The sequence below is a fragment of the Bacillus cereus group sp. BcHK124 genome (assembly GCF_027712065.1).
Classification (GTDB): domain Bacteria; phylum Bacillota; class Bacilli; order Bacillales; family Bacillaceae_G; genus Bacillus_A; species Bacillus_A pacificus.
The window spans coordinates 25081-48707 of record NZ_JAQFPJ010000010.1 but is presented as its reverse complement, the minus strand read 5'-3'; the positions used below and the strand labels follow the sequence as shown (position 1 = coordinate 48707).

Sequence of the window (23627 nt, the reverse complement as noted above, 5' to 3'; positions counted from 1 at the left end):
TTTATTTCCTCTCCACAAACATTCCCCTATATGAAAATAATGAACCAATTAACGGATTGCGTACTTGAACATGAATTCGAAAGCATTGTTGTGTTTCATCATAACTTTCTACAATGTTGGCCTCCCCGTATAAAAACCTAGGTAACGGGACTTTCCTTCCAAACATGTAAAACCATTGTTTCTTTGAAGAAATATGCATTGCCCCTAACTCATCAATATAAAAATTCAATGTAGAGACGAGTAAATGTGGTTCACCAAAATAATCTACAATTTCATTTTCATCAAGTTTCATTACCGCATTAAAATATCTTTTCTTATTATGAAAATAAAAAGTACGATTCCACCGCACAAGTTCATGTCCATGTTCATCACGCTCAGCGGTATTATGTATTGTAAATGGCACTCCCTTACCTCTCTCAGAGAAAAACATTCGAAACTTCGATGCAATTTTTAATATGAATTTTACGAAAAAAGAACCACCGTAAATTTCATCCATCTTCCCTTCTCCAATAAAGCTATTTTCTTCTGTAATCTCATAACGTTTCTGTAATTTCGGATGAAGTTTTTTATAAGAATCCCCTAATAGTCTTTCATACATATTAGCCATACATTATCCCTTTCTCTTCCTCTTGCAATTTTTTGCACTTGGCAAATTCGTACTATTTATATAACCGACAATCGATAATCCAATTAGAAGTAGATTTAACGTAATTGGATTAAACGGCTCTGTAAAGCTTGCGATATTCGTAAATCCTGCTGCTATCGTTAAGGCTATTAACATAAAAATATGTACGACAAATACTTTTCGTTTTGGAAATGGTAACAGCCATAGGACACCAAAAATAATTTCTAGTAATCCAATTATTTTAAGTACAAAAATACTATGTTCAGTTGAACCAACCATCACCGATAGCATTTTTACTTCTTCTGAATGAGTAAACACTAGTTTCGGTACTATTCCTTGATACATCCATACGAAAGCAAATAAAAAACATATGAGCCAATACGTCACTGTTCTTCTAATGAGCAATCTAGGATGAAGTCCCTTTTCTAACCATAATTTTAAAGCATCAAAACTCCAAGCAGTCGCCCAGCCTAATAATGGCCGAAACATATAGAAATCTATTACATTCCCTATACGACCAAACCTCGTATCATAATCATATTGTGTCTCAAAATGAATGTGTTCTTTACACGGTGCATACTTCCAATAACCACGCCCTATTTGAATAAGTGATAATTGATTGTCTGTCCAAAATTTTAAAGAAGAAATCCGTTCACCTGTTTCTTTTCTTATTTCACCTATCGATTCCCCTTCCCCAGCTATTTCAAGTCCAAATCCGATTTTTGTTTTATATAGAAATTTCTGTGGTTCTCCTTCTTTTTTCTCTAAATATGAAATTTCAGTAAAGCGAGCATCCCATTCTGTATGTATATGTGGTTCTTGCGTATATTCCCATAATTTCTCCATCGTTGTGTTCATTTCTGCTGAAACATAAATAGGCTTTTTCCCTTTCATTCTTCCACCTCCAATGAACTATAATTTTAATGTACATGTAATAAATTTATTTTGCTACATTTTTCACAAACTTCCTCGTAAAAAATAGAATTTTTAAAATTTATACAAAACACTTGATTCCCCAAAAAATTTAAATTATTATAAAACAAATGTTACCAACAACTTCATAAATCAAACACTCTCGCCTAAAACGTGAGATAGAGGTTGCGATACTTATGAGTATTCTAATGGAGACACAGAGAGGTCTATGAAATTAGATGAAAGGAAGTATTGCCGAAATCGATATATTTCTCTGTATGTATCGATTGGGGCTGTTTTCGAATAGAAACAGAACTGTCATATGTACAGACGCGTATGTATGAAGAGCTATCTACAAAAAAGAGATATCATTTTCATGGTATTCCTTTTTTGGCGGTTTTTTTATTAGCTCCGTTTTCTGTTTCCCTTTTCCTGTAACAGCACCATCCTCACTTATTTGAGATGGTGTTTTTTGTTTTTCTCTGGTAACTACAGGAATATTGGGATTTATATATGTCCTAATCTATTCTTAAAAATGGATGAAAGAAGGAATTCGCAATGGAAACGATTGTACAAAAATTTGGTGGCACTTCTGTCGGAAGTGTTGAGCGTATTCAACATGTAGCAAATTTAATTATTGAAGAATATGAACGAGGACATAGTATCGTCTCTGTCGTTTCAGCAATGGGAAAAAGTACAGATGAACTTGTAGCACTTGCTAACGCAATTACAGAAAATCCAAGTAAACGTGAAATGGATATGCTTCTATCGACAGGAGAGCAAGTAACTATTTCATTATTAACGATGGCACTACAAGCAAAAGGGTATAACGCGATTTCATTAACAGGATGGCAAGCTGGTATTACGACAGAATCTGTACATAGTAGTGCACGGATTACTGAAATTAATACAGATCGCATTCAATCTTATCTTACTAAAGGCACGATTGTTATTGTAGCTGGTTTCCAAGGAGTCAGTGAAGATTTTGAAATTACAACGCTTGGACGAGGCGGTTCTGATACAACTGCTGTCGCATTAGCTGCTGCACTAAACGCAAAAAAATGTGATATTTACACAGATGTGACAGGCGTATATACGACGGACCCACGAGTTGTAAAAGATGCTTATAAATTAGATGAAATTTCTTATGACGAAATGTTAGAACTTGCAAACCTCGGTGCTGGTGTATTACACCCACGTGCTGTTGAGTTTGCTAAAAATCATAATGTCATGTTAGAAGTTCGCTCAAGTATGGAACAAGAAAACGGAACAATTGTAAAAGGAGAATGTAACATGGAACAACAATCAATCGTTAAAGGTATTGCATTTGAAGATAATATTACACGCATCACATTGAAAGGATTGGAACAAGGCTCACTTTCAACTGTTTTCTCTACATTAGCAGCGGCACATATTAATGTAGATATTATCATTCAAAGTATTACAAATGAAGGAACTGTTCATCTCTCCTTCTCCATCCATTCTAATGATTTAAGAGAAACATTAGAAGTATTGGAACAAAATCAAGAGGCACTTCACTATGAATCAGTAGAATATGAAAATCATTTAGCAAAAGTATCAATTGTAGGATCTGGTATGGTCTCTAATCCAGGTGTTGCTGCGAATATGTTCACTACTTTAAAAGAAGAAGATATTCATATTAAAATGGTAAGTACATCAGAAATTAAAGTGTCTGTCGTTATTGACCGCCTTCATTTAGTAACAGGTGTTGAAGCACTTCACCAATCATTTATGGCGAAAATTCAGCCTTTAGTGCAGATGAGCTAATTTGATATGCTCAGTAACACTTATAAAAAAATCATATTAATCTACTTCCTTCCTAATTAAATAAAAGCTGTTCGTTAACAAGATGCTATATGACATATAAAAAAACACCTTGTCACATTTTCCTATACTGTGACAAGGTGTTTTTGACTGAAAGGAATTTGTAACTACTTAGTAGTATAATTATGAAGATGATTAAATAATAAACTTTTATACATAAGGAGATAAGACTATGGCAAAAAACAAATTACTACGAATGGACAATGTCAGCATCGTTGTAGAATCTCTTGATAACGCAATCTCTTTCTTCGAGGAGATTGGCTTGAACCTCGAAGGACGAGCCACTGTCGAAGGTGAATGGGCTGGTCGCGTAACTGGACTCGGCTCTCAGTGCGTAGAGATTGCTATGATGGTCACTCCAGATGGCCACAGTCGAATTGAACTTTCGCGATTTCTCAACCCTCCTACTATAGCAGATAACCGAAATGCTCCTGTAAACGCTCTCGGTTATCTACGCGTCATGTTCACCGTTCAAGATATTGACGAAATGGTATCGAGACTCACTAAGCATGGTGCAGAGCTCGTTGGCGAAGTAGTTCAGTACGAGAACTCGTATCGTCTCTGCTACATTCGTGGAGTGGAAGGAATTTTAATCGGTTTAGCGGAAGAACTCGGTAATAAATAAGTAATGTTTTATAAGAAGTCTTTACTAAAGTAAAAATATTTGAAAGAAATTATCGCTTCATAAAAACTTAGATTTTGAACCCCGTCCTAGCTTGAGAACGGGGTTATGCTTGTTTGAACTTTTTAACATACTATCAATATCCTAAAATCATTATGAAGCAATTCAATTGCTTCTTTTACTCTTTCCTAGGAAATATAACTGATTCTTCTCACTTCTTATCATATATATCTTTTCTTTTAAAAAACGATCTGAACTCATTCAAAATAACTTTCTTAACATCAGAGTAAAAAACCATCATGAATAGCGCAACTCCTAATACAACCACCTGTATTTTTTCATAATCAACGAAAGCACTCATAATTAACAAACCAAATCCAATATAAAAACCAAATTCATTCTCTTCCTCAAAATCCTCATCTTCTTCATCAATATGTATTTTTTCTTTCATGTTTTGATTCCCTTTTATTAACTCATCGAGCGTAACATTATACATTTCGCTCAGTAAAATTAAATTATTAATATCAGGATAACTTTTATCATTTTCCCATTTATATACCGCTTGCCTCGTTACACCAATCTTTTTAGCAACATCCTCTTGTGAAAATTCCTTTGACTCTCTTAGCTTTTTCAACTGCTCTCCTAAGCTCATAACGTCCCCTCCTTTAACAAATTATTACATAAAAAGAGATATAAAAGAAAGAAACCATTAGTAAAATCCACTGTAAACCATTCGTTTACACCATAAAAAAGAGAGGATAACTCTTTGAGCTATCCTCTCCCATTTCTATTAAAACAGATGAATGTTTTCCTTTTTACAAGCTTCACGTAAATCATCAGGCCATACAGAAGATTGAACTTCACCGATATGTGCTTTACGTAAGAAGTACATGCACATTCTTGATTGTCCGATACCACCGCCAATTGTTAATGGTAGTACGTCTTCTAAAATACCTTTATGGAAATCGTACTCACGTTTGAAGTCTTCACCTGTTTTCGTTAACTGCTCATCAAGTGATTTACTGTCAACACGAATTCCCATTGATGATAATTCGAATGAAGATTGTAGTACTGGGTGCCAGAATAAGATGTCACCGTTTAATTTCCAATCATCATAATCAGCTGCTCGTCCATCATGCTTTTCACCTGAACGAAGTGCATCACCAATTCCGATAATGAAGACTGCACCGTGTTCTTTTGCAATTGCATGTTCACGATCTTTCGGTGTTAATTCTGGATATTTATCTTCTAGTTCTTGAGAAGTAACGAACACAATTTCTTCTGGTAAATACTTCCCAAGGAACGGATATTTTTCAAATAAGTGATCTTCTAAATCTTTGAATATTCCATAAATTGTTAGTACTGTTTTTTGTAAGTAATCTACAGTACGCCATTCTTTTTGAACGATTTTTTCCCAATCCCATTGGTCAACGTAAATAGAATGTGTTGCATCAAGCTCTTCATCACGACGGATCGCGTTCATGTTTGTATATAAACCTTCACCAGCTTCATATCCATATTCATGCAGTGCAAATCGTTTCCACTTTGCTAGTGAGTGCACAATTTCTAATTCTTCTCCTGAGTGTAACATATCAAATTCAATTGGACGTTCTACACCGTTTAGATGATCGTTTAGTCCTGATTTTTTCGTTACGAATAATGGTGCAGATACACGGAATAGTTCAAGTCGTTTTGCTAATTGATCCTCGAAAAATGTTTTAACTTCCTTAATTGCGATTTGAGTCTCTCTTACTGTCATTAATGATTGATACATGGTGGTTTCCTCCTAAAATGTTTGGATGTTGTGAAAAGAAGCCAACAAAAAAAGCCCTTCTTTCCCAAAAAACTGGGACGAAAGGCTTTGGTTCCGCGGTACCACCCAAATTAGCAACAGAGGTTGCTCACTTATACAATACGGAGATGAAATATCTCGATACTGTTCTTCTTGTAACGGCGAAGTTCCCGGCTAAGTCTACTTTCCTGTAAAGGGATTTCGGTTAGCAACTCCAGGAGGTTCTTCATAATAGGCTTCGTATCAGGCTCACACCACCCCTGACTCGCTTAGACTACGTCCTACTACTACTCGTCCTTTCATAGTCGTTTTGTTGTCACATCTCTGAAACATTTTATTAATGATTATTCTATACAAAAAATAAAGAAAGTCAACAAAAAGTTTTAAAATGTTTTTCAATTCTTTATTTTACGGCTTTATTGATTGTTTCCAATATACCTTCTTTACTTCTTTTGTCTGGGTATTCCAAAAAACGTCTCACTAACAGAAACTAACATATATACAACAATTAATGTAATCGTCCGAAATATAGAATCCGCAGTATTTCGTATTATTTTCATTTTCTTTGTAATTCCTTTCAGTTTACTTGCAAATTCATGATATACTATAGCATTCAAGCAGTTTGTTTTTACTTAAAACAAACATAGTCATTTATAAAGAGTATTTTCTAAATCATTGACTATTATCAAATAAGATTTTTATATAACGGAGTGATTATATGAGTAAAACGAAAGCAAAACCGAAAAAAGGTGTAGGACAAGGTACAGGAAGTAAAGGATGGAACCGTTGGCAATCAAGCGCAAAGAAAAAGAAAGCAGCAAAGCCATACAAAAGTAAAGGTACAAAGAAATAATTGAAATAACATTTGATTTCTTTACTTTGTACAAAACAAAATATAATTATTACAACAAAAAAGCTATACCCTCATACATTTGAAGGCATAGCTTTTTTTATTAGATCATTAAAATATCTCGAATTTCTTCCTCCGTGATTGATGATAATTTCTCTTCTCCTGGCTCAATCACTTCAGCGATTAAATGTTTCTTACTCTCTTGTAGTTCATGCATTTTTTCCTCAATGGTTCCGTGTGCTACTAATTTAATAACTTGTACTGTATTTTTTTGCCCCATTCGATATGCCCGATCTGCTGCTTGTTGTTCAACAGCTGGATTCCACCATAAATCGTATAATATAACCGTATCAGCGCCTGTTAAGTTAAGACCTGTACCACCAGCTTTTAAAGAAATGAGGAATAGGTCTCCTTCTCCTTCGTTAAACCGATTACATAGTTCTACACGTTCTTGCGAAGGTGTATTCCCGTCTAAATAAAAGTATGGAATTGCTTGACGATTTAATTCACGACCAATAATGGACAGCATCTTCGTAAATTGAGAAAAGATTAAAATTCTCTTACCAGTGCTTCTACATTCCTCTAGTATGTCTAACAGTTGCTCGAATTTAGCTGAACTCCCTTTGTAATCATCAACGAATAAAGCAGGATGATTACATATTTGTCTTAATCTCGTTAAGCCAGCTAAAATTCTAATTTTATTTTTACGTAACGTATCTTTGTCTAAATGCTTTAATGTTTCTTCCCTTAATTTCGCTAAGTAAGCAGCATATAGTCTCTTTTGATCCGGTAATAACTCCGATGACTGTAAGTGCTCTATTTTATCTGGAAGCTCTTGTAATACATCTTCTTTTAATCGTCTTAATACGAACGGTTTTACGCGCTTCGCAATATCTTCACGCCTTAAATCACCGAATTCTTTTCTTCCTGGTAATAATTCTGGAAATACGACATGAAAGATAGACCATAGCTCTTCTAATGAATTTTCGACAGGCGTTCCCGTTAGTCCAAAACGATATTCAGCTTGAATTGTTTTCACTGCTCTTGCAGTTTGTGTTGTAGGATTTTTAAATGCCTGTGCTTCATCAAGAAATAGTGTATGAAATGGCCTCGCATATGACCTTACATCTCTTCTCAGTAATGGATATGACGTAATGACGACATCAAATTCCGCTACGTCTTTTAAGATTTTTCGTCGTTCTGTTTGATTTCCATCTGCAATAACCGCTCTAATATGTGGGGCGAATTTTTTCAATTCACTAAACCAATTATAAACAAGCGAGGACGGTGAAACGACTAATATAGGCAGCTTCTTCTCCCGAATTTCAGGCAAAACAGAATCTATATAAGCAATACTTTGCAGCGTTTTTCCAAGTCCCATATCGTCTGCTAAAATACCGCCAAAACGGTAATAGGCGAGTGTTTTCATCCATTCGAACCCGTATACTTGATACTCTCTCATTACAGCATGTAAAGTTGGCGGTACTGTAAACTTTAACTTTTTCGGATTTTGAATGCTTTCAACTAAATCTTGAACAGACTCATCTAAACTTAAAACATTACCTTCATGTAGTCCATTCATCCATTTTACACTCCGAATAAGCGGAACATTCACTTCTTCCCCATGTAAAAATTCTTTTCGAATACCTGATTCTTTTACAAACTGATTAATTTCATTAAACTCTTTGCTCTCTAGTGATAATAAAGAACCATTCGCAAGCCGATAATATTTCCGTTTTTCTTCAAGAGCCGCTAATACACCTTTAATTTCAGCTTCCGGTATTCCTTTTATATCAAAACGAAATGACAACCAATCAATTCTTTCTTTCCTTCTCACTCTAATAAGTGGCGCTGTATCCCCTTTATGAATGCGTAATTTGATTGCTGTTGTCGCGTAAATATCAACTAAACCTTTTAACGTTGGAACAATGTGATATAAAAAGTTATACTCAGCTTCTTCATTATGCATAAAGTAACCGCCTTCTGTTTTCGCAAAGGCACTTTCACTCATAATGTCTAAAATCTCTTTTTCCTTTTTCTCATCACGATTAAAAACAGAAGGTTGCCCGTCTTCTTCTAGCGGATTAATCACAACGTTTCCATAATGAAATTCAAGACCTGCTAGCAAACGATTTTTCACTCGATCTAAATATAGCTTTGCTTTTAACGACGGCGTTTCAACACGATCGGATATGACTTCATCAATGCGCACTGTTCCAAGTTTCATTAATCCAGGCACAACTTTCGCTACGAAATGCTCCATCTTATTTTCAGGAATATAAAACTGATTGCTATTTGAGCGACTCATCATCTTTTGCAATTCAATAAGTCGCATACAATCTTCCATAGGTAAATGATATAATTTCCCATCGTAAAGAGCGTTGTTATACATCTCCATAACTCGAACACGATTTAGACCGTCTATATGAAGGGTAAACCCGCCATTATTCCCTTTCGTAAACTCAAAATGTAATGGCAATAACCCTTTTGAAATGTGTAATCCCTGGAACAGTTGCTCATTTTGTTTCAACTGTACATACTCGGCTCTAGAAAGTGCAGAGAGCATATCATTCCATGAAGCTGGCGGTATAAATATCATACTTTCATCTTGTTTCGCATGTACTTCTAGTGCATCTTCATACATTTTTTCGTTATGATATATTTTAATAAGTTGTTGTATAATCGCGTCTGTTTCTTGTTTAAAACTGTGTACATCTGGCGTATATGTAAATTCATTGGAACAATGAAAAGCCTCTCTCTTCTCCACTTTAGAAAGAAATTCTCTAATATGATTTATAAAATATGTTTTCGCAAGTTTTAACTGAATTCCAAGAAGAGCCCCACCGCTTTTCTTCGCTACTGGTGAACATATAAACGCAACATCTAATATTTCACGTGTATCAAACCGATGTTGTTTACTTTTTGGCCTCAGTGGTTTGTCTGCAAATAACTGAAACATCCCGTTTGTTAATTGATCATTTCTGTTACTAACAGAGCCCATTCCACCCGTTTGTTGGTTATAATTTATTTGTATTAGTACGGCTGCAACATGTTGACAGTACGTTTGAAAAGACGCTAATGAAGGACAACTACATCTCGCAACAACATCACCTTTTTTAGCTTTTTCTACCGTAACACGAAAATCCTCGTTCCCTTTTACCGTCGCCTCACAAATTTCTTTCGTTTCATCATAGTAATTAACGATTACTTTATTTGATTTATAATAAGCTTCGCCTCTTTTATATGAGGTTTCTCCACATACTTCTTTAATAATCGATTTATTTAATGTAAAACTCATTGTTTTAACACTTCCTTAATGTAAAACCATTTTCTCTTACTTAACATTTTACATGCTTCACGAGAAAATATAAAATGTTGATTTAACAAAAAAAGATGCTTATTTATAAGCACCTTTTCACTCTATCTCCATCAGTCGTTTCGCCTCAAAGTACAACACTTGAATAAATTTTTTCGTATTAATTCGTATATGTCCAGAAGTCGCTACCCCATCCTTTGTCATTTCTGTCATCCGTTTTCTAACTACAGTGAAATCAAAAAACTTCGGAGCATAACTTTCAAATTTCGGATTTGAAAAGTCTGTTAATCCAAGGGAAGCTAAATGATTCAATGATTGATAAATCGCTCTTCTTACACGTTGTTCAGATGCTTTTTTCTCCTTCTCTATATCTGCATCTGAAGCTATTTCCCCTAATTTTTTCAGTGTAATTTGGTGGAAAATATCTTTTAACGCAGGAAATCCAAATTCAAATGTTTGCGCCTTTTCTTGTCCATATAAATATTCCAGCATACTAAGTAAATCTTTACTTCCGTTCTCTCCCGCAATACCGAGTTCTGCTAGTAAGAAGCGTCCTGAATCTGATATCTTTTTCCCTTCTTGCACTGTTTCACTACGCATTTGCGGCTTTTCCCACTGAAATACATTATTTAATGATTTTTGAATGTCATATATAGATCGCTCCAAACGAATACGCTCTATCACTTTTCGTACAACAGATACTACTTCTATTTTGTTGAGTGGTTTGGTAATATAATATTCTACACCAAGTGTATATGCCTCACCAATGAGCTGTTTCGATTCAACTTGAGAAATCATAATAATTTTCCCAGTAAATGAAGACGCTATATGACGAACTGTTTCAATACCGTCTCTCACCGGCATGAGTAAATCAATAAATAAAATATCCACTTTTTTATAATTTAGCTGTTCTGCTTCAACAAAAGCCCCATCTTCCGATTCTCCAATTACTTCCCCAAGATCGCCATCCTCAATAATTTGCGAAAGCATCGAACGGAAAACTTCATCATCATCTACAATATAATAAAACAAACCTATTCCCCTTCCCGCTTTAAACTGCACTCCGGTAAACAAACGATAAACTTACACCCGTTCCCATTTTCATTGTCTTCTAACCTTACTTCTCCGCCGAGCTCTGTTACCATTTCATATATGTAAGAAAGTCCAATACCTGTGGACGGCGTTCCTGTTTGATCATACTTTGAAGTAAAACCGGGCTTAAATACTAATTTCTTATACTTTTGCGCAATACCAGGGCCATCGTCAATTACTTCAAAGATTACATGTTGCTCTCGTTTATATAACTTAATACGAATGAGTCCTCTATCTTCAATTGCTTCAACTGCATTCGCAACTAAATTATTAAAAATTGATAGCACTGTATACACGTGATATGCAGCATGCTCGCCTTCTATATGTTTAGAGAAACGTATATCTTTCTCTAGCATTTCAGCATACTTTTCATTTATTCTTACAATCATTTCTGTAAGCTCATGACCTTCTACGTACTCAGCCACATTTTTATCTAATAACAGTTTAGATAATCCTGCAAAAATCCTTTGATTATCTTTTTTTATTTCATGCACTTCTCCTGCTATTTTCAATGCAGTTTTACCATTCGAATGATCGCTTACTTGTAAATTCCGATATAATTGATACGCTTCTTGTGTAATTAATTCTGCATTTTGTAACGTTTTTTTCAAATGAACAGATTCTACATATAAATTGGATAAGTGCATTAACATTTTTTCATTTTCTTTTCGCACTTGTGATTCTTTTAATTTCGTTTCATATAAATTCATCATATTTAAAAAGCCAAGTGCAAAAAAGCTACGAAAAATAGCAATAATGATGAGTTTATTTACTTCAGAAATTGTTATTGTTGTACCTAGTACTAACATGTGATAAAACGCAAGTTCCGACATACTTGCAACAATTTCAATTGAAATTCCAAGACATCCAATAATAATTGGTTTCTGATGGAACTTATTTACCCTGCAAAGTGAAAAAAGACTTCCATAAATAAAATAATAAAAAAACACAGGATAGCGCAAATAAAATGATTCTGTCATATGAAATGAACCTTGCATGACCCAGTCAAGACATACGCGGAATAAGACTACACATATACCAACAACAATACCTGCAACTCCTGCTGGTATTCTTCTTAAAAATAGTAATAAAAAGAAGAATAACGGCGTACCAAAGCTAACGCGAAACGTATCATTAAAAGGATGAAAATTAAGCTCTCCAGCAATCGGAACAACAACCATTAATATAATTAAAAGGGATATGTCTTTCTTCCATAATTGATTCCAATTCAAAGGTGCCACTTCCTATATTCTTTTTTCAATAATAAAAGTGAAAGCCCGCTTATATTTATAAACGGGCTTTATTTCTATATTCTAACCTTTTCTACCGCTTTTATTTGGCGATACTCAGGCTCCCAGATTGCTTCTTTCACTGCAATCTTGATATCGTTATCACTTAAGTTCTCTCTAGCAACACCTTCTGCAACAGCAACTTTCGCTACTTCAATTGCTACCATTTCCGAGATATTACGTAACTCTTCAACTTCTGGTAAAATAGGTGCTCCTGGCTGACTTGTATCTACCATGCTCGCAACTGCTTCAGCTGCTGCTGCGAACATGCCATCCGTCATGACGCTTGCACGTACGACAATTGTTCCAAGACCAAGACCTGGGAAAATAAGTGCGTTATTTGATTGTCCAATCACATACGTTACACCGTTGTATGTAACTGGTTCAAATGGACTTCCTGTTGCAACTAACGCTCTTCCTTCTGTCCACTTGATTAAATCGGCTGGCTTTGCTTCAGCAAGTGGCGTCGGGTTCGACATCGGTAAAATGATTGGTCTTTCTACGTGAGAAGCCATTTCTTTAACAATCTCTTCTTTAAATGCGCCTGCAACAGTTGATGTACCGATTAAAATTGTCGGTTTTACATGTTTCACAACTTCAGCAAGTCCGATTACACCATTTTGCTTCCACTCACTTACTTCCGCTTCTTTTCTTGCATACGGCATTTGGAAATCAAGAAGATCTTTCATATTATCTGTAACTAATCCGTTACGATCAATACACCAGAAACGCTTATACGATTCTTCTTCTGATACACCTACGCGGACCATTGCATCTCTAACTTGATCTGCGATACCGATTCCAGCCGTACCAGCACCAAATACAACAACGCGGTGTTCACTTAGTGGTACACCCGAAGCTTTCACTGCCGATAGCACAGCAGCAAGTGAAACTGCACCTGTACCTTGAATATCATCATTAAACGTACAAATATCATGACGATATTTATCTAAAATTTTTCGTGCATTTCGAGAGCTAAAGTCTTCCCAATGTAAAAGTGCTTTCGGGAATTGTTTATTTACCGCTTGTACAAATGTATCAATAAACTCATCGTAAGCTTCACCTGTTATACGAGGGTGACGATTTCCAATATAAAATGGATTGTTTAATAGTTCCTCACGATTTGTACCTACATCTAAAATTACCGGTAATACACGACTAGGATCGATTCCAACCGCGGCCGTATAAACAGCTAATTTTCCGATGGCGATGTTAATACCACCAACGCCCCAGTCACCAATTCCAAGTATACCTTCCCCATCAGTTACAACGACTAAATCAATATTTTCTGCTGTTGCACCAATATTGGCGAACGCTTCTTCAATACCTGACGGATCGTTAATTGATAAATACACACCACGTGGTTTACGATATTCATGACTATATCTTTGAATCGCTACACCAACAGTTGGTGTATATACGATTGGTAACATTTCGCGTAAATGATCTGTTAAAATACGATAAAATAATACTTCATTTCGATCATGTAACGCTGTTAAGTATACATTCTTTAATAAATCATCCGGCTGAGAACAAAATTGTTCGTATGCTCGGCGTGCTTGTTCTTCCAATGTGAAAACTGCTGGCGGTAATAACCCTTTTAAACCTAATTCTTCTCTTTCTTCTTGCGTGAAAGCAACCCCTTTATTTAAAAGTGGTGTTGATAATACTTCTACTCCTCTTAATGTCGTTTCTAATGAACCATTAGAAGCTACTGTAAACTTACTCATAACATCCCTACCTCTATTCATATATAGCATTTCTATATTGTAAACAAAAAAGAGGGGCTTGTCCCCCCTCTTCTGTTAATTTTTCTTTAAAAGAGTTGCTCCTGCAATCCCTGGGTGCGTCATTTCGAATGGATCTAGAATTAATTCTAAGTCTTCTTGTGACAGTACACCATTTTTCACACAAAGTTCTCGAACGGATTGCCCTGTCGCGATTGCTTCTTTCGCAACGCGAGCTGCTGCTTCATAACCGATATGAGGGTTCACGGCTGTAATAATTCCTACACTCTTCTCAACATACTCTTTTAAGCGATCTTCATTCGCTTCAATTCCTTTTAAGCAATTATCTGTAAAGGCACGGAAACCGTTATTCATAATGCTAATTGATTGAAGTAAGTTGAAAACTAGTACTGGTTCCATAACGTTCAATTCTAATTGACCTGCTTCTGAAGCAAGACAAATTGTATGGTCATTACCAATTACTTGGAACGCAATTTGATTAATTACCTCTGGCATAACAGGGTTTACTTTCCCTGGCATAATAGATGAACCTGGTTGACGAGCCGGTAACATAATTTCTGCTAAACCAACACGTGGACCTGATGCCATTAAGCGAAGGTCATTCGCAATTTTAGACATATTCATCATACATACTTTCAGTGCTGCTGATACTTCTGTATATGCATCCGTATTTTGCGTTGCATCTACTAAGTCTTCCGCACCAACAAGTGGTAGTTCACTAATTGCAGCTAAATGTTTTACAACAGCTTGAATATATTCTGGATCTGCATTTAAGCCTGTACCAACTGCAGTTGCTCCCATGTTCACTTCATATAAGTGTTGACGTGATTGCTGAATTCGTTTCATATCACGTTCAAGCACACGAGAGTACGCTTTAAATTCTTGCCCAAGACGAATTGGCACAGCGTCTTGTAAATGTGTACGACCCATTTTAATCACATGATCGAACTGTTCTGCTTTTAATTCAAATACATCGTGCATATAGCCCATCGTTTGTAATAAACCTTCTAATGCGTTTAATGTAGCGATATGAATCGCCGTTGGGAATGCATCGTTTGTAGATTGCGCCATGTTTACATGACTATTTGGACTAATATAATGATAGTCTCCCTTTTCCATTCCTAATAATTCAAGAGCACGATTGGCAATGACTTCATTTGCATTCATGTTCATTGAAGTACCTGCTCCGCCTTGGATTGGGTCTACGATGAAATGATCATGCCATTTCCCGTCAAGAATTTCTTGAGCAGCTTCTGCGATTGCGCCGCCCTTGTTCAATTCCAATCTTCCTACATCTGTATTCGCAAGCGCTGCAGCTTTTTTTACAACTGCGAATGCTCTAATTAAACCTTCATGAATTTTGTATCCTGTAATTGGGAAGTTTTCAACTGCACGCATTGTTTGTACACCGTAGTATGCATAGTTTGGTACTTCTTTTTCACCTAAAAAATCTTTTTCAATTCGAACACCATTTTTAACTTCAGTTAATGTTGCCATACTTATTCACTCCTTAACGATTTCTTATGCTGCTTTTGTTTCTTTGACTGTTTCTACATATTGTTTTGCTTTCTCATTATCGAATTCGCCTTCCCACTTCGACATAACAATGGCCGCTAATGCATTCCCTAATACATTGACAGATGAGCGAATCATATCTAAAATGCGGTCAATCCCCGCAATTAACGCGATACCTTCTAGTGGTAACCCCATTGAACCTAACGTTGCTAATACAACAACGAACGATGCACCTGGAACTCCCGCCATACCTTTGGATGTTAACATGAGAACGAATAATAACGTTATTTGCTCTGTCAGTGACATGTGCACACCGTACATTTGTGCAACAAATAATGCCGCTAACGCTTGATAAATAGCCGATCCAGTCAAGTTAAATGTATAACCTGTCGGAATTACGAAAGAGGCAACTGCCTTTGGACAACCGAACTCTTCCATTTTTCTCATTATATTAGGTAAAACAGCTTCTGAACTTGCTGTCGTAAATGAAAGAATAAGTTCTTCTTTTAAAATTTTCATTAACGTAAAAATGTTTACGCCAACCATTCTTGCATTTATACCTAATACAATCACAACGAATAGTATAACAGTTACGTATACAGCTAGCACTAGTTTTCCTAAAGGAAGTAGTGTTGCTACACCAAATTTTGCAACCGTAACAGCAATTAATGCGAATACACCAAATGGTGCAAATTTCATAACTTGATTTGTAACCCAAAACATCGCTTCGAGTACACCTTCAAAAAAGTTAAAAACAGGCTTTCCTTTTTCCCCAATTGCTGCGACTCCTAAGCCGAATAATACTGAGAAGAAAATAATCGGTAATAAGTCACCTTGTGCAATCGATTCAAATACATTTTTCGGTACGATATGAACAATCGTCTCAGCGAATCCTTGCTTCTCTGTAGCATCTGCTGTTTGTTTATAAGAAGAAATATCACTTTGCTGTAAGTTATTCATATCAACGCCAGTACCCGGCTGGAATATATTCGCCGCAAGTAACCCCATTAAAATAGCGATTGTCGTAATGATTTCGAAATAAAGAATTGTCTTCCCGCCTAGTTTCCCAAGCTTCTTCATATCGCCTACACCAGCTACTGCAACAATTAATGCTGAAATAACAATTGGTACTACAATCATCTTAATTAAGTGAATAAATATATCCCCAATTGGTGTAATATAAGAAATCGCCGTTTTATTGCCATAAAAGACTGCCCCTACTACAATCCCTAAAACAAGCGCCACAAAAATTTGTGTTGCCAATCCGAATTTTTTCATTTATGTTCATCCCCTTCATGCGAACGCTTTCAATTTGAATTTATAAACGCTACTCACACATCTTATAAGCGAACCTACAAAATCATACAAAAACCTACAAGTTCGTCACAAAAAATTCAAATATTTTTCTTCTTTTTTTCATTGACACCATTTTGTTAAAAAACTATAAAATATACTTGATAAGTAATCAGATTGTTTCGTATAATCAAAAAGATATATACTTACAACAAATCAAAATGAAAAGGAGTGGATGATATGAAAAATTATGTGCAAAAATTCGTTCTATCTTCTTCTTTTCTTTTTCATTTTCTTAAAAAGGAACAAAGGCATTCGCCTTTGTTCCTTTTTTATTGCGATCTATATAGGGGGAATTGTTATGAGGCCATATAAACGTGTCTTAATTAAATTAAGCGGCGGTGCACTTGCCGATCAAACCGGAAATAGCTTTAACTCCAAACGATTAGAACATATCGCAAACGAAATTTTATCCATCGTTGATTTAGATATTGAGGTATCTATCGTCATTGGAGGCGGGAACATTTTTAGAGGTCATCTAGCGGAAGAATGGGGAATCGATCGTGTAGAAGCTGACAATATCGGTACGTTAGGTACAATCATTAACAGCTTAATGCTACGCGGTGTTTTAACAAGTAAAACAAATACAGAAGTGCGCGTTATGACTTCCATCCCGTTTAATGCTGTAGCTGAACCATACATTCGCCTACGTGCAATCCACCATTTAGATAACGGGTATATCGTTATTTTTGGAGGTGGTAACGGGCAACCGTTCGTTACGACAGATTACCCAAGTGTTCAAAGGGCTATTGAAATGAATAGTGATGCTATATTAGTCGCAAAACAAGGAGTAGATGGCGTCTTTACTAGTGATCCAAAACATAATAAAGCAGCAAAAATGTACAAAAAACTAAACTATAACGATATTGTTAGGCAAAACATACAAGTAATGGATCAAGCCGCTTTATTGCTTGCCCGTGATTATAATTTACCAGCACACGTCTTTAACTTTGATGAGCCTGGAGTAATGAAAAGAATTTGCTTAGGTGAACATGTGGGGACGTTGATTAATGATGATGCCTCATTGCTCGTGCATGAAAAATAATTATTAATCATAAAAAAGGGGTGTCTATAAAAGACTCCCTTTCTTTAAACTTTAGAAATAAAAATCAGCCAATCCCCCCAACTTTTCCTTACAACGCTCCCAAAACGATAACTTCTCAAAAAATTCTTTCGTCATTTCTTTTGAATTATGAAAATCCTCCGTTAACGCCTCATTAACTTGTCCTACAATTGAACCACCATGAATATACAAATTCATTTCATCATTTATATTGAAACTTCGCGAAGTAAAATTTGTCGTACCAATAACAGTTAGTTCATTATCAATAAGCATTAATTTGCCATGAAACATCCCTTTTTTATAACCATATACTTTAATTCCATTATTAACAGCTTGGCGAATATACGGATACGCCGCCTCTTTAATAAGAGGAATATCTGGTTTATATGACCAAAGTATTTTTACAGTAACTCCACGTTTTTGTGCTTCCATTAAAGCATTCATTACTTCTTTATTTTTGGCTATAAAGTAAGGTGTTGTAATGACAATTGAATGCTTTGCTTCTTTTATTAATTCTATATATTTTTCAGCGACGTGATGTCCATTGTAACTAGCCATCGTATGTAATGTATTCCCTTTACTCGCTTTATTCGTACTTCTTTTTATCTTTTCTTTCGTATCTCGTTTCCAATCTAAAGCGAATTGTTCTTCTAAATCTTTTGCGCCCTCTCCTTTAAGTCGCACATGATAGTCACGCCAATATCCAAATCGCTTATCTTTTCCTAAGTACTCATCCCCTATATTAAAACCACCCGTATAACCAATCACTCCATCAATCGTCGTAATACGGCGATGATTACGATGGTGAAGTGAATAAAACCCGAATGGTAATTCAGGTTTTCTACTATATGTAAAATGTACACCACTTTCCCGCAATTCATTTATCTTCTTTCTTTCAAATGATAAATCATTAATGCGATCAACCGATAAATAGACATTTACTCCTTCTTTTGCCCTTTCTTTTAATAAGTTTAAAAAAGTATGGCTACTTTTATCATCTGACAAAATAAAAAAGTACGTATAAATAGATCTCTTCGCCTCTCTTATATCAGTAAATAACTGTTTATAAAATGACTTCCCTTCTACATATAATTGAAAGTCACTATAATGAGGTGCATACTCTGTCGGCATGTTTTTCCCGGCTTCCATTTTTCTACCTAAGGTAACATCGATATGCATGCAAATTAAAATAAAAACAACAATAGCAACAATAATAGAAGTAACTCGCAATATTTTTTTAATCATTTTAATTTCCTTCCGCTCAAATTACATTCTACTCTGTAGTGTTTCATTTAAATATATTTTCATACGGAATGTATTTCTTCATTTTCATCGATGTTAAACAGGTAAAGGAGCGAAGAATATGAGAAAAGGAAAAACACCTATTGTTTTTGTCCCTGGACTTTTCGGTTCAATGAATAATATTATTATTCCGGGTACTGGTGATTGGAGCTTCGGACTATCTGCATTTGTTTATGAGCCATTTATTTTGATGTTAGAAAGTATGGGCTATGAACGAAATAAAAACCTATTTATTTGTTTTTATGACTGGCGTCAGCGGATTATTTTTTCTACACAAAAATATTTATTACAAACGATTGCTTATGCTAAAAAAATTACAGGGCGCGATAAACTAAATCTAATCTGTCATAGTATGGGAGGACTTCTTGGACGTTCTTACGTTCAAAGTGAAGAATATAAAAATGATGTAAATCAACTTATCATACTCTGTACACCAAGCGCTGGATCTCCGGCAAATTATAGTTATTGGACTGGAGGTAGTCTCCCTGTCCATGCCTCTTCTAAAATAAATATCGTTCATTTTTATATGGAACAATACATTCACTACTTAAGCACCTTATATAAAATGAATACAGTTGAGGCGATACATCTTTACTTTCCAGGATTACAAGATGTTATTCCGTGTAAAGATTACGGGAATTATTTATTTATAAAATCTGGATCTTCAATTACATTTATTCCTTATAGTAAAATGAAAACGAAAAACCCTTTCCTCGATAATTTAAATAAAAATAGATTTATGATACAAAAAAGAAATATTGAAACTACACTCATTGCTGGAGATGGAGAGGAAACCATTCAATATTTACAAGTCGTTCCTTCATATTCTAGTCTGAAATGGACAGACGGCAAAGTCGTCGGTGATATGCTTACAAAACATGGTGACGGGAACGCTATTTTACATAGCGTTTTTCTCCTAGAGGGAAATAAATGCGTTGTGCATGCTTCACATAACGAAGTGCTCTACAAAAGCATTCCTATATTACAAAAGATACTCTAAATTACAAAACAAAAAAGGTGTAGCACTACGCCACACCTTTTTTTGTTAAACAAAGTTCCTCGCATCATTATTTCTTCCAAATTTATAAATCGCAATTAAGAAGAATGCAATTGCAAAAGCGAATAAAATGAAAATATTTAAATACAACTCAGCGAATGGAATTCCTTGCTGTAGTTTTGCTATCGTGTCTAATAACCAGCGCTGCGGAAGGAAATTAGCTACTTTTTGTACCGCTTTTGGCATAATGTCATACGGGAAATAGCATCCAGCCAGTAAACATGTCGGTACAATAATCATATTTTGCATTGCATTTGCTGACGCTGAGTTTTTCGAAAAAGCGACAAGGACTAATGATATTCCAATTGCTATTAAAGCAAATAACATGAGTACGCCCAACATCACTATGAAAGGCATATTGATATTCGTATGAAAAACATTCGTTAGGAATAAAGTTGTAATTAGAATTTGTACTGTTAGTATCATCATATTTACCCCAACATTAGATAATATGAACTTCTTTCCGTCTATCGGTGTTGATAAGAGTCTAAAATATGTTCTATTCTCTTTTTCTTTTAAAATATGACCCGATAAGTTCGCTGCTGAAAACAACATAAACATAATAAGGTAACCTATCGTTTGGGTTGTCATATCTTTATTTTTCGAAGTATCTTCTAATGTTTCAGTTTTCATTTTAAATGCACTTTTTTGATACCCTGCGTACATAGTATCAAATGCACTTTGATCTGTTCCTGCAACTTTACTAATCGCTGCTATATTATCAATATAATTATATAAATAGGACCTTATAAATCCTGTTACTTGATCACCTTTAATCGATGAGATTTCAATATGATCAGGTTTCCCTTCTCGAACACTTTCGGAAAAACCAGAATCTAATGTAATAACACCATCAAGTTTTTTTGAAGTGAGTTTATCTTCTACTTCAGAATCTTTAATCTTACTTACATTTACATGCTTTAATCCTTCTAAAAATTTCACTGTATCATTTGCTATAGGTTGATTTTCTTTATTTATAACCCCGATATTTAACGTTCCTTGCCCTACATTTCCGTATTCCGAAAAGGCGATGAGCGTTCCTATTATTGGCAAGCTAATAATAATAAATAAACTTTTTTTATTTTTCAAAAGTACAGATAACGTTTTTTGTATGAGCCATAAAATATCTTTCATACTATAGCCCCTCCCGTCTACGTAATGCAATAATTGCAATTAATAAAAAGAGTGCCGAAATTCCAAGGTTTAAACCTATTACCGGCAGTGCTGCCCCAACATCATTCGCGTAGATAATTTTCATAACAGCTGTATTTGCCCACGTTAATGGTGATAAATTCGTAACGAAATTTTCTTCTACTACGAAATATGCACCACCAAAAATAGAAGCTAATTGCACGACTACCATAATAATTGCTCTCGATGCTTCAGCTGTTTTCGTAATATATCCGATCCCTAAACCGAAGCTAATTGCTAGAAAAACCTGTGTTAATAAAATAATAAATATAATTCCAAGATGGTCGCCCCAATTCGCTTGAAAAACAAATTTACTAAATAACATGACAAGCAATATGCACAGAGCATTTGCTACTAGGCTCCCAAGTACTTTTCCAATGAATATTTCAGCCTTACTTATAGGCGCAGCAATGAGACGATCTCCTGTTTTACGTATTCGTTCTCCTCGAATTAAAGAACTGGCTCCCATCGCTGCATATAGTGCAATCATCGTCGTCATTACAACTGCATAGTAATCCATAGAACCTGGCTTTTTCGCTGCTTGTAAAGATGTTTCTTTTATATAATCATTATGATTTCCGTTTGAAATAACTGCGCTCACCTTACTAGGATCTACTTTTGCAACTTCGGCTGCTACATTGTACTTATCAACAAACGTTGTAAGCATGCCTTCCACAATACTTCCCTCAATACTACTTTTGTCACTTCCGTACAATTTTGCGCCATCTTTATTTAATTCTACATAAGCAGCATATTTATTTTGCTTCACTTCTTCTTTCCCATCTATACTGCCAGAAGCTTTTTTAAAATGAATACCTGATTTATCAACTTCTTTCGCAAATGCTTCAAATGCTTGAGAAAACGTACTACTTGCTCCATCTTTATATAGCACCTGTATATCTTTAATTGAATGACTATCACTATTAAATGCGTTTGTTAATGCTGTTCCTAATACAAGCATAAGCACAATTGGAAATGCTAACATAAAAACTAAAGTTCTTACGTCCCTGAAATCTCTTTTCATATGCATAATTGCAATATTGAAGATGTTCAATGGATGAACCTCCCTTTACCTTTTCTTCATTTACCTTTTATTTATCTCGTAAGTTTCTTCCAGTCAACGTAAGGAATACTGTTTCTAAGTTTGGAGCCTGCTCCTCTAACGAACGAATTTCAATGTCATGATTAATGAAGTGCTGAATAATTTTATTTAAATTGTTTAACCCTGCATCCGAGTTTACTTTAATTACATTCTCATCAATTTGAACAGCTTTCACTCCATTTATTTCTTTTAACTGTTCTACATCTAAATTTTCTACTGACTTCACTTCAATCCAAATGTCTTTCGTATCCGTAATAATCGCTTTTAACTGTTCTTTCGTGCCCTCTGCAATTACTTTACCGTGATCAACAATTGCGATTTTCGTACAAATCTCTTCTACTTCTTCCATGTAGTGACTCGTGTAAATAATCGTGCTTCCCATTTCATTTAATTTCCGAACAGACTGGAGAATATAGTTTCTTGACTGTGGATCAATTCCAACTGTCGGCTCATCCATAATAATTAACTTCGGTCTATGAGCAATCGCACAAGCAATATTCAGCCTTCGTTTCATCCCGCCTGAAAAGTTTTTCGGATAACTTTTATATTTATCGCTAAGCCCTACAAATTGAAGCGCTTCCTCCACTCTCGCTTTTAACTCAGCACCCCTTAACCCATACAATCCAGCAAAGAATTTCACATTTTCATAGGCAGTTAGCTCTTCATAAATCGCAATATCTTGCGGAACGATACCGATATTCATCTTCGCAAATCGATTATGTTTCTTTATATTTTTTCCTAGTATGCTAATTTCACCTTCATTACTTCTTAGCAAGCCAGCAACCATATTTATCGTTGTACTTTTACCAGCACCATTCGATCCTAAAAAGCCAAATATTTCTCCTTCTTTAATAGATAAAGACATATTATCAACTGCGATGAAATCACCAAATTTTTTCGTTAAATTTTTAATTTCTAAAGTATTCATCGTTTCACCCCTATTTCGGTTTCTC

At 35.2% G+C, this 23627-nt stretch carries 19 protein-coding genes, 1 riboswitch and 1 other annotated feature; of the genes, 5 read left to right on the top strand and 14 right to left on the bottom strand.

Translation table 11 applies throughout. From position 1 onward, the window contains the following. Nucleotide 1 precedes the first annotated feature (1 nt). Nucleotides 2-607: a DUF4166 domain-containing protein gene (locus PDK19_RS16360; RefSeq protein WP_014893856.1), complete on the bottom strand. Its 606-nt coding sequence runs from the start codon at nucleotides 605-607 to the stop codon at nucleotides 2-4. A 3-nt stretch (nucleotides 608-610) separates the two neighbouring features. Then, on the bottom strand, nucleotides 611-1519 hold the full coding sequence (locus PDK19_RS16355) for a DoxX-like family protein (protein ID WP_014893857.1): 909 nt from the start codon (nucleotides 1517-1519) through the stop codon (nucleotides 611-613). Nucleotides 1520-1709: 190 nt separating this feature from the next. Then, nucleotides 1710-1896, top strand: a riboswitch (Lysine riboswitch). Nucleotides 1897-2095: 199 nt separating this feature from the next. On the opposite strand from PDK19_RS16355, the gene PDK19_RS16350 reads away from it, so the two are divergent. Next, on the top strand, nucleotides 2096-3325 hold the full coding sequence (locus PDK19_RS16350; RefSeq protein WP_049114143.1) for an aspartate kinase: 1230 nt from the start codon (nucleotides 2096-2098) through the stop codon (nucleotides 3323-3325). Between the two features lie 229 nt (nucleotides 3326-3554). Further along, nucleotides 3555-4007, top strand: coding sequence for a VOC family protein (locus tag PDK19_RS16345; protein ID WP_001107263.1), 453 nt, complete (start codon nucleotides 3555-3557; stop codon nucleotides 4005-4007). A gap of 208 nt (nucleotides 4008-4215) precedes the next feature. On the opposite strand, the gene PDK19_RS16340 is transcribed toward PDK19_RS16345, so the two are convergent. Next, nucleotides 4216-4656: a helix-turn-helix domain-containing protein gene (locus tag PDK19_RS16340; RefSeq protein WP_014893858.1), complete on the bottom strand. Its 441-nt coding sequence runs from the start codon at nucleotides 4654-4656 to the stop codon at nucleotides 4216-4218. Between the two features lie 138 nt (nucleotides 4657-4794). Beyond that, nucleotides 4795-5778 carry an aspartate--ammonia ligase gene (gene asnA / locus PDK19_RS16335; protein ID WP_000284908.1) on the bottom strand — a complete coding sequence of 328 codons (984 nt, stop codon included), beginning with the start codon at nucleotides 5776-5778 and terminating at the stop codon, nucleotides 4795-4797. 70 nt (nucleotides 5779-5848) lie between these two features. After that, nucleotides 5849-6108, bottom strand: a binding site (T-box leader). A 406-nt stretch (nucleotides 6109-6514) separates the two neighbouring features. Here asnA and PDK19_RS16330 point away from each other — a divergent pair. Continuing rightward, nucleotides 6515-6649: a DUF3934 domain-containing protein gene (locus tag PDK19_RS16330; protein ID WP_000047591.1), complete on the top strand. Its 135-nt coding sequence runs from the start codon at nucleotides 6515-6517 to the stop codon at nucleotides 6647-6649. 100 nt (nucleotides 6650-6749) lie between these two features. Here the strand turns inward: PDK19_RS16330 and PDK19_RS16325 are convergent, their stop codons facing one another. The 6 genes from PDK19_RS16325 to PDK19_RS16300 form a co-directional block, all read right to left on the bottom strand. Beyond that, nucleotides 6750-9944, bottom strand: a complete 3195-nt coding sequence (locus PDK19_RS16325; RefSeq protein ID WP_014893859.1) for a DEAD/DEAH box helicase — start codon at nucleotides 9942-9944, stop codon at nucleotides 6750-6752. Between the two features lie 117 nt (nucleotides 9945-10061). Then, entirely contained in the window at nucleotides 10062-10994 is a 933-nt protein-coding gene (locus tag PDK19_RS16320) for a response regulator (RefSeq protein ID WP_270707599.1), read from the bottom strand. Between the two features lie 2 nt (nucleotides 10995-10996). Next, complete coding sequence (locus PDK19_RS16315; RefSeq protein ID WP_270707596.1) at nucleotides 10997-12295, bottom strand: sensor histidine kinase; 1299 nt, start codon at nucleotides 12293-12295, stop codon at nucleotides 10997-10999. A gap of 65 nt (nucleotides 12296-12360) precedes the next feature. Continuing rightward, complete coding sequence (malS, locus tag PDK19_RS16310) at nucleotides 12361-14073, bottom strand: oxaloacetate-decarboxylating malate dehydrogenase (RefSeq protein ID WP_270707593.1); 1713 nt, start codon at nucleotides 14071-14073, stop codon at nucleotides 12361-12363. A 75-nt stretch (nucleotides 14074-14148) separates the two neighbouring features. After that, complete coding sequence (gene aspA / locus PDK19_RS16305; RefSeq protein WP_000224208.1) at nucleotides 14149-15588, bottom strand: aspartate ammonia-lyase; 1440 nt, start codon at nucleotides 15586-15588, stop codon at nucleotides 14149-14151. Between the two features lie 24 nt (nucleotides 15589-15612). Beyond that, the gene (locus PDK19_RS16300; protein ID WP_000713289.1) at nucleotides 15613-16884 is read right to left on the bottom strand and encodes a cation:dicarboxylate symporter family transporter; all 1272 of its coding nucleotides are present in this window, start codon (nucleotides 16882-16884) and stop codon (nucleotides 15613-15615) included. A 376-nt stretch (nucleotides 16885-17260) separates the two neighbouring features. On the opposite strand from PDK19_RS16300, the gene pyrH reads away from it, so the two are divergent. After that, the gene (gene pyrH, locus PDK19_RS16295) at nucleotides 17261-18004 is read left to right on the top strand and encodes a UMP kinase (RefSeq protein WP_001248048.1); all 744 of its coding nucleotides are present in this window, start codon (nucleotides 17261-17263) and stop codon (nucleotides 18002-18004) included. Nucleotides 18005-18055: 51 nt separating this feature from the next. Here pyrH and cls read toward each other — a convergent pair whose 3' ends face one another. Beyond that, a complete protein-coding gene (cls, locus tag PDK19_RS16290) occupies nucleotides 18056-19267 on the bottom strand; it encodes a cardiolipin synthase (protein WP_000591936.1) in 1212 nt (403 codons plus the stop codon). A 118-nt stretch (nucleotides 19268-19385) separates the two neighbouring features. Here cls and PDK19_RS16285 point away from each other — a divergent pair, with 118 nt between their 5' ends. After that, entirely contained in the window at nucleotides 19386-20324 is a 939-nt protein-coding gene (locus PDK19_RS16285) for an esterase/lipase family protein (protein ID WP_001225403.1), read from the top strand. Nucleotides 20325-20369: 45 nt separating this feature from the next. On the opposite strand, the gene PDK19_RS16280 is transcribed toward PDK19_RS16285, so the two are convergent. Genes PDK19_RS16280 through PDK19_RS16270 form a run of 3 tightly spaced genes read right to left on the bottom strand, consistent with a single transcriptional unit; the run spans nucleotide 20370 to nucleotide 23602 of the window. Next, entirely contained in the window at nucleotides 20370-21515 is a 1146-nt protein-coding gene (locus tag PDK19_RS16280) for an ABC transporter permease (protein WP_049112621.1), read from the bottom strand. Between the two features lies 1 nt (nucleotide 21516). Continuing rightward, the gene (locus PDK19_RS16275; RefSeq protein WP_001020174.1) at nucleotides 21517-22626 is read right to left on the bottom strand and encodes an ABC transporter permease; all 1110 of its coding nucleotides are present in this window, start codon (nucleotides 22624-22626) and stop codon (nucleotides 21517-21519) included. 37 nt (nucleotides 22627-22663) lie between these two features. Further along, nucleotides 22664-23602: an ABC transporter ATP-binding protein gene (locus PDK19_RS16270; RefSeq protein ID WP_001093843.1), complete on the bottom strand. Its 939-nt coding sequence runs from the start codon at nucleotides 23600-23602 to the stop codon at nucleotides 22664-22666. Nucleotides 23603-23627: the final 25 nt, after the last annotated feature.